The sequence below is a fragment of the Arenibacter catalasegens genome (genome assembly GCF_002909235.1).
GTDB lineage: Bacteria > Bacteroidota > Bacteroidia > Flavobacteriales > Flavobacteriaceae > Arenibacter > Arenibacter catalasegens.
The window spans coordinates 143,884-156,471 of the sequence record NZ_PHQQ01000002.1; the positions used below are offsets into that span (position 1 = coordinate 143,884).

Sequence of the window (12,588 nt, forward strand, 5' to 3'; positions counted from 1 at the left end):
ATTGGCCCAATTAAAACACACTTAATTAATCCTGCATGAAGCCCAAGATTGAAATAAAAATAGCTCAAACTGCGACCGACTTCTCGGTTGCCAAAGAATTGGTCCTGGAGTATGTTGCCTGGTTGGGCATTGATCTGTCCTTTCAAAATTTTGATGAAGAAATGAAAGGCTTACCGCAAATGTACAACCCAAAGGATGGCGGATTATTTATTGCCTATATAAACGAGGAGGCAGTTGGCATCGCCGGTATCCGAAGATTCAGCGAGCTGGAATGTGAAGTAAAAAGAATGTACGTAAAACCGAATAGTAGGGGTTTGGGAATAGGGCAACTGTTGTTGAAGCAATGTCTTAAAACCGCCAGAAAACTACAATACAACAGTGTAAAATTGGACACAGCCGACTTTATGAAATCGGCCATAAAATTATATACCGACCATGGTTTTGTGGAAATTGCTGCTTATCGCCATAATCCACATGCATCGGCCCGGTATTTTGAATATGATTTATCCAAGAACCCTAATTAAACAGTAAGGGAGACCAAGATTTCGCTAAAGTCTAAATATCTTTACTTAAATAGGATTCAAGATATCGCAATCCATGGATCGTTTCAAAAATAATCCGTAAAACAACAGCCCTATTCGGCTGTATAAACCGTACCACATGGAAAATATAATCAGCACCACAGATAATAACCGACTTTATAAAATTGCCCTGGGATTTGCCTTATTTACCATATTCTACAATATAGCGGAGGGTCTTATCTCTACCTATTTGGGATATGAAGACGAAAGTCTGGCCCTATTCGGTTTTGGTGCAGACAGTTTTATAGAGGTCATTTCCGGTATTGGAATTGCACATATGATTATCCGAATTCAAAAAAAACCTGATAGTAACAAAGACCCATTTGAACGAACCGCCTTGAAGATTACTGGCTTAGCCTTTTACGGATTGGTTGTGGCCCTGGTGGTTACGAGCCTCTATAACATATGGAGTGGTCACAAACCCATTACCACGGTTTGGGGCGTAGTAATATCTATCATCTCAATTGCCATTATGTGGATGTTGGTTCTGGGCAAAAGAAATGTGGGCAAAAAACTAAATTCAGACCCTATTCTCTCGGATGCCAACTGTACCATGGTCTGCGTATATATGTCCATTATCCTGTTGATCAGTAGTGGTATCTATGAAATCTGGAACATTCCCTATATAGACAGTATGGGTACACTGGCACTTTCTTATTTCGCTTTTAAAGAAGGGAAGGAATGCTTTGAAAAGGCCAATAGCGATAAATATTGTGGCTGCCATTGATTCCCACCGTCATGAACTAATCTGAAATTATTAGTGATACCATAAAAAACAAGAAATTAATTTGTATAGTTAGGATTCCTTACTATATTTGTGGGGCAATTGTGCAGTAATTTAAATTTCAGAACAATGAAAAAATCAGTTTTTTATCACGCAGGATGTCCAGTATGCCTAAGTGCAGAGCATGAAATCCTAGAACTAGTAGGAACGGACAATGTCGAAATTGTACATTTCGGAACCAGCAAATCGCGCATTCCTGAAGCCGAAAAAGCAGGTGTTAAATCGGTTCCAGCTTTGGTTACTCCTACTGGAAATGTACTCCACATCAATTTCGGTGCTTCCATGGCAGATGTAAAGGGTTAAAAAAAAATTAACTCTGAAAGTTAGGATTCCTAATATCTTATAAAGTAATTTTAAAAGTAAACACCATGAAAATATCTGTTTGGGACACCTACGTGGCCCGTGAAGACGGCAAGACCATGCATTTTGATATACTGGTACCCAATACTATGGAAGACAAGGATAGTATTTTTAATTACGGTCGTGAATTTCTATCCACAAAGCCGTTTAAAACAGCTGGACTATCCTCTAAAGAATGCCAATTTTGTCATATGGAACAGGCTGGCCATATTATAAAAGAAGGCATAAATGAAAAGGGGTATTTTATCATAGAAATGGAAAATTGCCAATAATTTAATTAGGATAACTAACTTTGCCTGCCGGGCAAATCCCGGCAGGCTTTTTATATGGACAATAGCATCTTTAACCCTGAACATCAAGAAACCGACGTTTCAAGTAAAATTGTTGCCGGACTTGAACGTATATCGGAAGCATTTAAAGTACTGCTTTGGGATAAAGCCAAATTATTGGGATTAAGTCCGATCCAGATTCAAATCTTAATTTTCATTGCTTACCACAAAACCGAATTTTGTAATGTAAGCCACTTAGCCAAAGAATTCAATATTACCAAACCCACCATAAGTGATGCTATTAGAGTGTTGGACAAGAAAGGTTTGATTACCAAAGAATTCTCTTCCAGTGATAGCAGAAGTTATGCCATTGGTTTGTCTGCAACGGGGAGAACAATGGTGGATGAAACATCCGATTTTGCCAATCCATTAAAAACCCAACTTACTACTATAAATCAACCCGATTTAGATGCTCTATTCGGTACGCTAAGCAAGCTTATCTATCAATTAAATAGAAGCGGAATACTTACCGTTCAAAGAACCTGTTACGCCTGTAAATTCTACAGTAGGGACAACAAGCAGGACTATTGCCATTTGTTGGACAAGGCATTGTTAAATACGGATATCAGGCTAGACTGCCCTGAATTTGAAGAAAAGCCCACCCACTAAATCCGCCCGTCAAACCTCCTATTGTAATTCCTAATGGCCCCAAGACGGACAAACCTTTTATTTCGATAGGTACCAAGTAGCTGGACAGATGAATACACCCGTATCTTTAAGCTGTTCCAAGAAAGTTTGTTGAATAAAAACTAAGTCGAACCAAGCACAGTACACCATGACCGGTCGGCCGATGCTCGATGGTAACCTGGACAAACCCATTATTCAATTTCACACACAATAACACGGTCATTTAGACTGTACCTCAAATAGATTAAGCATAGTACATCGTCACTTTTTAAGGGTAATATTCCTTTTCACCAAGGAATTCTGCACCAATTAAAGGCACAAAAAGCATAAAAGCACATACGTATTTGAAAAATAAGCCGTTTGCATTATATATTATCTAAATTGAATCATATCTTAACATGTAAATTTAATTTGGACAAGGCGAAGTCCAGGTTAGTCTACTAAGTAATTAGCAATAATAGGACAAGCAACAAGGTGATCTTTAAGGAATATGGGAACGCAGAACAAGTATTATGGATGGAGATGGGATGAAGAAGACCCTATATTCAAGAATCTTGAATACATTCAAAATGTCCTTGGATATGTAGAACCCGCCGATCAATCATTTACTTCGAACAGTTTCAAGGAGTTATTCTATCCTGGAGATTTTGATTTACTTCAAAAATCATGGAAGGAATATAAAAAAGGCACCAATCATTCCTTTGAAATGTCCTATAGGTTTAAGCATAAGGATGGGTCTTGGAGATGGATTAAAGAATCTGGTCTAGCCAATGAATTTAACACTTCCAATAATCCTATTGGCGGAATTGGCACCATACAGGAGATTACGGACAAGAAAAAAAAGAATACCCAATTAAAATCCATCCTTAAAAACGTTTCCATTGTAATACTGCGCTTACGACAAGATTCCAACAACAATCTTAAAGTTGAATATATAAGTGAGGAAGCCCTACATCACTGGAATATTCCATGTAAAACCCTTTTAAAAGATGAAGACTATTTACGCAATTTAGCACATAAGGATGATCTTGGTAGAATTAGATCCGCCTTAAGCAATTCTTTTGCGAAAATGGAATTTTTCGAATGCCAATGGCGTGTGGTTTCAAAGGAAGATATGATTATTTGGTGTCAGGGTGTAGGAACACCTATAAAGGATAAAGATGGCAGTTGTTTTCTGGACATTGTAATTACAGATATCACCAAGGAGAAATTGTATACCGAACAACTTAAGGTATCCGAAGAAAAATACCATAGCCTTTTTCAGCATTCGCCCCAGCCTTCATGGGTGTATGACCTAGAAACATTAGCTTTTTTAAATGTTAATACTGCTGCTATTGAAAAATATGGTTACAGCAAAGATGAGTACATGGGCATGACTTTGGCAGACATAAGGCCAGAATGTGAGATGACAAATCTGGAAAAACAGGTTGAAATAACACGGGAAAATTATTTAAACCTATTCGATGGCCATTTTAAACATATTACCAAGAAGGGAGAAATATTAACAGTGCATCTATATAGTAGTCCTATTACCTATAATGGCCAAAAATGCCGACAGATCATCGCTATAGATATTTCAGAAAAAATGAAATATTTAAAATTTATAGAAAATCAAAATAAGAGTTTAAAAAAGATTGGCTGGATGCAATCCCATGAGCTCAGGGCCCCTTTGGTACGCTTAATGGGTCTAATAAATTTACTGACCGATCATGATTCCATATGTAAGGAGGAAAGGCATTACATCAATACCGAAATTACGAATTCGGCCAATGAAATGGATATAATGACCAAAAATATAGCCAAGATTATTAACGATACCCAACTAAAAGAGAAAAAGAATGACATACAGATTATTGCAGATTGATGACGATCCCGTAATTCTTTTTTTACATAACAAACTGTTTTCAAAATACACCAATTCCAAAATTGAACAATTTAAGAATGGCAAATTGGCATTGGACCATATACTCGATAATAATGGTCCTAACATTTCCTATATGTTGCTTTTGGATATTAATATGCCCGTTATGAATGGTTGGGAATTTATGGATGAGATTTGCAACCATGACTTGGAAAAGAGCATCAGTGTCATAATTTTAACTTCCTCTGCGGATTACGCTGATTTAGATAAATCCAAAACCTATTCCAACATAGTAAATTTTATTCAAAAACCTTTGACGAAGGAAAAGATTGAAAAAATACCAGTACTTATGGAATATTTGAATCTACAGGAATAAGCTGTATCGTCGTCCACATTTTATGGCTTTATATAACACTTTCTAGCAAGCTTTAATCCATTCCCATTACCAGAGGTTTTGTTACCAATCAAATAGACTTTAAAGCCTATTGATAGACCCTTACATAATCGACCTCCATACTGGAGGACACGAAATCGGGATCCACTGCAAACCAACTTCCACCCATAGCCACATTTAAAATTATAAACTGATCCGCCGTAAAAGGCCACGAATCACTGTTTTTTACGATGGGATTATAGGAATACACAAATTCATTATCTATAAGAAATCGTAACGAATCCTTTGTCCATTCAACCGCATAAACATGAAATTCAGAGTCATAATCCGTAATATTCGTAGTGCCCACGGTCACTTGAGAACATCCACCTGAGCATGAAGGGGTATGGGTGGCACTAGAGATTTTCTCCGGTTCATGTCCCCAATGTTCCATAATATCTATTTCACCACAAGCAGGCCAACCTACGGTTTCAATATTAGACCCCAACATCCAAATGGCAGGCCATGTACCTTGTCCATAGGGAAGCTTTGCCCTCACTTCTACCCTGCCATAGGTAAAGGAAAACAGCGAGTTTAATCGGGCCGAAGTATATTCCTTGGTGGAACCCTGAGTTGTATATTGTTCTTTTTTTGCCACAATTTTAAGAGTCCCTTCCGAAACATAGGCGTTGTCAATTCTATTGGTATAATGTTGTAATTCCCCGTTCCACCAACTTCCGTTATCTGGAGCAATAGTTTCAAATTTCCAGTGTTCTGAAGAAATGGCTCCATCCACCTCAAACTCATCGGACCAGATAAGTTTAGCTTCATGTTCTGCAACAAAAACAGTTAGTGTTTCAGAAATATTAATAGAATCGCCTGTACTTGAATAGGCCAAGACCGTTATTTTGTAATTGTGGGATCCTACCTCCTTGAAGGTATAGGTGAAAGTGCCATCCGTACTTACTTCCTCTTTTCCATCGTTTAACCTATAACCATATTTAACGGCATTTTTGGCTATAGCCGAAAACTTTACCACGCCTTTACCATCGCCATATGGATTACTGGCATCTACTCCCAAAACCTCAACGGACAGGCTAAGCTCGGTAGGTGAAATTTTCTCCATTTCCGCATCAGTATAGACAAAGCCACCCTCCTCATTCTTACTGCCGCCACAAGCCACGACAATTGCTATCAAAATAAATAATATCAATCTCATAATCGACTGTTAATTAAAAAATCAAGCGTAGCTATAATTAAAAACCTTGCTGACTTTGACATAGACCAGCAAGGCTTCCAAAAAACTAAATTAACCAACTCGAAAAGGTTTAAATTCCATTATGATTGCAAAAAGTGCAACACAATCCTTTTCAATAATTTTAAAATAAGGTTTGGATTAGACCTCTGAACCCTTTTTAAAATCTATGTACTACTGGATTATAACAACTATTCCGGTCTAAAAATCCAGGTCCAACCTGTACCACCATCATTATTGGCAACATACAACACCAACTCATCCTCTGTCAAGGAAATAATAGTATAAAGACCGTTTGGATTTCCTCTAGGCTCCTCTGCACCTAAAATGTTTGCATTGTTAATTTTTAAGGTCTGATTTGCAACATCCAAAACAAAATTCCCTGATTGCGGAGCGGCATCCGGGCCTGAATAATAGGTGAAATTTGCACCTCCATCCAAATCGAACTTCATTTTACCGGCAGCATCAGCTGGAGGACAACAATCCCCGGCAGCATTCCACCAAGCAGTTGCCCAGGCACCTGGATCGTTAGGTGGGGACATATACCACCATCTGCCTCCATCTGGCGAAGGACCACCATTGAAAACCCATGTTTTACCTGCAGACGTACTCTCACTCACCAAATCATACCAATCTTGGTCCAAGGCACTGTCCAACTGATCAATCTGTACGTCGATGGATTTAGTGAAAAATTCGGCCCCTAAGGTTCCCGTAAAAGTAAATGTAGCTGTCCCCGGAATTGGATATATAAACTCTACTTTATCGGTATATGCCCTACCAAGGTTGTAGTCCCAGTAGCCTGTAACCCCTGGGGTAGCCATATTAAGTTCTATCTTATTACCACCGACTGAACTTTGGGTGGCAACAAGCTGTACCCCTGCCACATCGGTCGTGTTCTCCAAATAATCCCGGTCTTCAATAGGCTCACAGCCCACGGTCACCAAGAATAGAGAAGCAATAAACCATACTAAAATTATTATTCTATTGTTTTTCATCTGTCTATATTTTTTTTAGATTTCAACTATTTTACCAGCCTGGGTTTTGTGTGTACCCACCTCCGGATAATCTTATCTCAGTTTCTGGAACTGGAACCAATCCTTTGGTTTCAGGACGGTAGGTAACTTTATATACGGCATCTATACCCGAATTCCTAACATTGATGGGATCGCCGAACGCAGTATTTACATCGCCCCAACGAACCAAATCGAACCATCGTATTCCTTCGAAAGCCAATTCATGTAAACGCTCTTCCTTTAAGGCCTCCAAAGAATAACCTATTTCTCCTAGACCGGCCCTAACGCGTACCCTGTTCATTCCTGTTGCTGTACCGGAAATTTCGGAATGCATCAATAGTACATCTGCAAAGCGCATCAATATATAATCTTGTGCTGCCCATAACTGCATAGGATCTCCATTGTTCATATCGTACAAAAAGTAGAACATACCTTTCACCCCGTCCACTCCGTCTGGATCAGGATGTTGTACCGTAGTGTATTTTTTATTAAAAAATCCGGTCTCATGATCACCTTTGTCGGCTTCGTACCCCCCAGTTCCCTGATCGGCATTCCCTACCTCTATAATGGAACCTACTTTTCTTTTATCAGCATCGTTCCACTGGTTCCAAAGTTTAGGATTCACAGTTCCCCAGCCCCAGCCTTGTCCAAAAGGGACCATGGAGTTATCACGTATTCCCATAAACAACGGCATTCTGTTGTTATATTTTTGTCCTTCATCCCAACTGGTTGTGGAATATCTCAGAGCAAACATGGCTTCTTTATTTCCAGTGCCAAAAGTAGGTGAATGCCCATCCTGTCCAACCCAGGCCAATCCTTCTGTTTGTGCCCATGGAAGCACAGTGGTACCTGCACTTTGATTTACATAGGAATAAGGCCATAAATTTCTGAAATCAGTGGCTAATTCGTAACCACTATTATTAATACAATCATCCAAATACGCAAGAACACTGCTTTTGGACAATGACCCTCCATCCGCCAAAGGCAAATCCGAAGTAGACTGTCCTTCAATATTGCTCATATACCCAGTATAGAAAAGGTAAGCTCTTGCCAAATACGCTTCCGCCACCCATTTATTGGCATGGCCGTAACTGGAAGTTGGGATGTCATTGGAATTGGTAGAGGGCATAGTTTCTATGGCCACTTTAAAATCTGATGCTATCTGGGCAAAAGTTTCGGTAAAGGAGGCCCTAGGCGCATCGCGTGGGTCGTCGATCGCAAGAATCAAAGGCAGACCGCCGAAGAACTTTGCTGCTCTAAGATAATAATACCCCCTCATAAAATAGGCTTCGCCAATAGTCTGGTTTTTAAAAGTTACGGCCTCTTCGGGCGTGTCAAAGAAAGAAGCAAAATCTACCTCCTCAACCTTTTCAATAATGGCATTTGCCCGGGTAACCCCATTGTAGGTTTCCACCCATAGATCGCGGTAGGTATCCTCTTCAGGATCTTCGAATTTATCCACATTTTTTGCCGATTTATCATCAGGTCCACCACCACCCAACATCATATCTGAAAGCAGATTGGCGGCAATACCCTCATCACTATGAACCCCGCCCGTGTACATGGCATTATAAACACCTGACATGGCCTCATCTATATCTTTTGGACTACTGTAAAAGTTGTCTAAACTTTTCTCGTAAAGATTTTCAGTGTCCAAAAATTTCTCGCTGCAACTTGTAGTAAAAACCAAAGCCGCAATGCATATATTATATACTAGTTTTTTCATCATCTACTATTTTTAAAATTAAAAATCAACACTAAATCCGAACATTACAGTTCTTGGTAAGGGATATAGACCTAGGTCGATACCCGATGCCCAACCTGCATCGTGACCAAAGGAAACTTCCGGATCCATGCCTTTAAAATTTGTAAACGTATATAGGTTGTTGATTGCACCGTAAATTTTAATATCGGAAATAAATTTAATGTCCTTGATATAGTCGCCCAACTTAAAACCTACCGTTAAGTTATTGATCCTTAGGTAATCTGCATCCTGCATATATATATCAGAAATCCAGTTAGTGTTCCTATTGGATACAGAACTTAAGCGAGGTAGTGTATTTGAAGTTCCGGCACCATGCCAACGTCCGAATATTTCCGTGGTATAGTTTTGATCAAAATTATCGGCGAAGGAACGGTAAGATTGCATTACCTGCATGCCGTATTTCCCGGATAGGGTTACATTGGCGTAAAAACCTTTGTATTCCGCATTAAGTTGAATTCCCAATTCGAAATCCGGATTGGGGTTCCCCAACATCTTTTTATCGCTCTCATCTATAACACCATCCTGATTTTGGTCCACAAACCTTACATCTCCAGGACGCTGATCGCTAAAGTATGGTGTACCATCCGTTGGCTTCACATAAGCATCCACCTCATCCTGTGTTTGCAAAATACCGTCTGTTTCGTAGCCGTAAAAGAATCCTATAGGCTTACCTACTTCTGCCCTTGACACTGAAGCGGTTCCTTGGGACAACACCGAACTAGGACCTTGAATTATTCCATCCGAATTCGCAATTTTTGTAATTTCATTCTTGTTGAAGGCTCCGCTTATAGTAGCTCCATACTTAAATTCCCCATCATAATCGTTCCAGGATAACATAAGTTCGTAACCAGAGTTTTCAATATCACCGCCATTTATATAAGGTGCCCCCGCTCCAGACGTACCCTGAATTGGAGCAATAACCAACCAGTCTTTCGTAGTCTTCTTGTACCAATCTGCGGTAAAGGCAAGTTTTGAATTAAAGAATCTGGCATCCAAACCTAAGTTCAACTGTTCTGAGGTTTCCCAAGTAACATCAGGATTGGTTACCCTAGCAGGAACCGCTGTAGGTCCGGAAATAGGTTTTGTATCACCAAAATAATAACCTGGATTTAGATATGCGATATTGGAACTGTAGATAAAATTATCTATGGATTGATTTCCGTTCTGCCCCCAACTTCCCCTTAATTTGGCAAAGTCTAAAATACCATTGTCATTTCCAATAAAATCCTCATTGGTCAAAATCCATCCTGCGGATACAGAAGGAAAATAGCCCCATCTATTGCCTTCGGCAAAGTTGGACGAACCATCTGCCCTAATGGTAGCCGAAAATAGATATTTTTCTTTGTAATTGTATTGTGCCCTAGCTATATAAGATAGTAGTCCACCACCACCTGCAGCCCAATCCGCACCGTAGGTATTTATGGAGTTTACATCGGTCTTATCCACATTGTTCAAATAGGCGTATTCTGGCAATCCAAATCTGGTATTGGCCTTGCTCCCTCCAACAGAATTGTTGATCTGATTTTTATATACCTCATTACCGATCAAGGCAGTCACCTTATGATCACCAAAAAGACGCTCATAGGAAATGGTATTCGTCCATGTTAGGTTGGCTCCCAAATACTGATTTTGGGCTGCCCCATCATTGGCATTGCTATAAAGAACTCCCAAAGCATAGGTAGGTGTCCAGGATCTTCCATGGCCAAACCATGAATCCAAGCCATATGAAGATCTAAATTTCAGGTCTTTTACTGGCTCTATCTCCAAATACACGTTTCCTACTATCGTATTGTTCTTGTTGCCCAAATTACTGTAGTTATGTCTGTAAAACATTACTGCAAGTGGATTGGTCTGGTTATTTGACAATCCGTCCAAGGTAGGAGTAAACCCATTGGCATCGGGTGATTCACCCCAATAGGCCGGCATTAAAGGGTTTTGTACCAACGCATTATGAAGGTCGTTCCAGTAAATGTTTCCTGTAGCCACGCTTCTGTTTTCGGTATTGGTATAGGTAAAATTCTCACCTACGGTAACAATACTGTGATCCTCATTTTTGAAAAGTACAAATTCTGTGTTCATACGGGCGGTAAGCCTCTTATAACCAGCTTCGGTGATATTGCCCCCGATCATCCCGGTTTGATCCAAATAAGAAACCCCAAATGCATAGGTACTATCCTCACTTCCACCTGTAATATTCACGGAGTGACTTGAAATAGGAGCACTTTTGGTAGTCATTTCATCAATCCAATTGGTACCTTCCCAACCATTTTGCAGCATGCCCCATATTTCCGTACCCAGTTGGGTTCCCAAATTGTTGGGATAATTATTATTTAGCCAACTATTATTTTGAAGAATGGCTTCCCAATCGTTCGGTGCCAACCCATCATTGACCCTGCCCTCGTCCATAATATACATGTATTCTTGGGCATTAAGTGGCGATAAGTTCTTGTAAATATTTTGAAAGCCATAATAGGTATCGTACTGCACCTGCGCTTGTCTTCCTTTTCTTCCTTTATGCGTTGTTACCAGCACTACCCCATTGGCAGCCCTGGAACCATAAATTGCAGCCGAAGCAGCATCCTTCAGAACATCAATAGATTCAATATCCGAACCGTTTAAATAATCGATATTGCCAACAGCTACCCCATCCACAATATATAATGGACTGGAATTCCCAATGGTACCCAGACCACGAATGGTAACCTTGGTTCCTGCGCCAGGCTGGCCGTTATTTCTGGTAACGCTTACCCCTGGTGCTATACCTTGAAGTGCCTCCATCGCTGTTGACGTGTTCAACTCAGCAATATCATCACCTTTAACGCTAATATTGGCTCCAGTAGTCAAAGCTTTCTTTTGAACCCCGTAACCAACCACAACCACTTCTTCCAAAGATTCGTAGGATTCTTTTAACGTTACATTTACAACTGTTTGTTGTCCAACCAAAATTGTCTGGTCAACCATTCCTATATAGGTAAAAACAAGTCGATCCTCAGGTCCTACGTTATCAATAGAATAATTTCCATCGAAATCGGTATTGGTTCCATTAACGGTACCTTTTACAACGACCGTTACTCCAGGCAACGGTAAGCCCGACTCATCGGACACCAGTCCTGTTATGGTCTTGGTCTGCGAAACGACGTTTTGCGCGCAAACCATTACCAAAGTGATAATCAAGAATTTAAACTTTAGCATCATATAAAATAGTTTAGGTTAATTAATTGAGTTTTCATTAGTATTAATTCTTATGTTTCTTCAGTGAACCAAAAGGCCGTAATTATTATTTCATTAGAGAATAAACACGATGACAAAAACCAGCAATGCAACGATGGCTATTATCAGCAGTATCTCTATCAACTGCTTCCAATTGAATTTTGAACTCTTGTTTTTCATTCTCTCAAATGTTAAATAAATATTAAATTATGTATACCAGATATCGTGCAACCTGTAGAAGTTTTGCTGCAACTTTCATATATAATTCCGGCATGCAACATCATTTGCATACCGTGCATCATTTGTTATAGTATTTATTCAACACAGTGGAGAGAAACTAATTTTAAAGGACTTCCTTAAAGTGGAAACTTAACCTTATGTTAAAATTATCTGGGGTTAAAGAAGCTATGCAGAGGCCCTTTTATATAAA

11 protein-coding genes are annotated in these 12,588 nt (G+C 39.6%); 7 read left to right on the forward strand and 4 right to left on the reverse strand.

Features of this window, described 5'->3' with window-relative positions; all coding sequences use genetic code 11:
• Positions 1-35 precede the first annotated feature (35 nt).
• The 7 genes from CWD90_RS02490 (at position 36) to CWD90_RS02520 (ending at position 4,918) form a co-directional block, all read left to right on the forward strand.
• Positions 36-524: a GNAT family N-acetyltransferase gene (locus tag CWD90_RS02490; protein ID WP_103474355.1), complete on the forward strand. Its 489-nt coding sequence runs from the start codon at positions 36-38 to the stop codon at positions 522-524.
• A 136-nt stretch (positions 525-660) separates the two neighbouring features.
• A complete protein-coding gene (locus tag CWD90_RS02495; protein ID WP_103474356.1) occupies positions 661-1,308 on the forward strand; it encodes a cation transporter in 648 nt (215 codons plus the stop codon).
• A gap of 126 nt (positions 1,309-1,434) precedes the next feature.
• Positions 1,435-1,668: a thioredoxin domain-containing protein gene (locus tag CWD90_RS02500; RefSeq protein ID WP_103474357.1), complete on the forward strand. Its 234-nt coding sequence runs from the start codon at positions 1,435-1,437 to the stop codon at positions 1,666-1,668.
• Positions 1,669-1,733: 65 nt separating this feature from the next.
• Positions 1,734-1,997 (forward strand): DUF2024 family protein, encoded by a 264-nt coding sequence (locus CWD90_RS02505; RefSeq protein WP_103474358.1) that lies wholly within the window; start codon positions 1,734-1,736, stop codon positions 1,995-1,997.
• A gap of 54 nt (positions 1,998-2,051) precedes the next feature.
• On the forward strand, positions 2,052-2,663 hold the full coding sequence (locus CWD90_RS02510; protein WP_103474359.1) for a MarR family winged helix-turn-helix transcriptional regulator: 612 nt from the start codon (positions 2,052-2,054) through the stop codon (positions 2,661-2,663).
• Positions 2,664-3,171: 508 nt separating this feature from the next.
• Positions 3,172-4,545: a PAS domain-containing protein gene (locus CWD90_RS02515; RefSeq protein WP_103474360.1), complete on the forward strand. Its 1,374-nt coding sequence runs from the start codon at positions 3,172-3,174 to the stop codon at positions 4,543-4,545.
• Positions 4,520-4,918, forward strand: coding sequence for a response regulator (locus CWD90_RS02520; RefSeq protein WP_103474361.1), 399 nt, complete (start codon positions 4,520-4,522; stop codon positions 4,916-4,918). Before CWD90_RS02515 ends, CWD90_RS02520 begins: the two co-directional genes overlap by 26 nt.
• A gap of 106 nt (positions 4,919-5,024) precedes the next feature.
• On the opposite strand, the gene CWD90_RS02525 is transcribed toward CWD90_RS02520, so the two are convergent.
• The 4 genes from CWD90_RS02525 to CWD90_RS02540 all read right to left on the reverse strand — a co-directional run bounded on the left by CWD90_RS02525 (position 5,025) and on the right by CWD90_RS02540 (position 12,143).
• Complete coding sequence (locus CWD90_RS02525; RefSeq protein ID WP_103474362.1) at positions 5,025-6,134, reverse strand: glycoside hydrolase family 16 protein; 1,110 nt, start codon at positions 6,132-6,134, stop codon at positions 5,025-5,027.
• 227 nt (positions 6,135-6,361) lie between these two features.
• Complete coding sequence (locus CWD90_RS02530) at positions 6,362-7,165, reverse strand: hypothetical protein (RefSeq protein ID WP_103474363.1); 804 nt, start codon at positions 7,163-7,165, stop codon at positions 6,362-6,364.
• Between the two features lie 31 nt (positions 7,166-7,196).
• Positions 7,197-8,912 carry a RagB/SusD family nutrient uptake outer membrane protein gene (locus tag CWD90_RS02535; protein ID WP_239986440.1) on the reverse strand — a complete coding sequence of 572 codons (1,716 nt, stop codon included), beginning with the start codon at positions 8,910-8,912 and terminating at the stop codon, positions 7,197-7,199.
• A 15-nt stretch (positions 8,913-8,927) separates the two neighbouring features.
• A complete protein-coding gene (locus tag CWD90_RS02540) occupies positions 8,928-12,143 on the reverse strand; it encodes a SusC/RagA family TonB-linked outer membrane protein (protein WP_103474365.1) in 3,216 nt (1,071 codons plus the stop codon).
• Positions 12,144-12,588 lie beyond the last annotated feature (445 nt).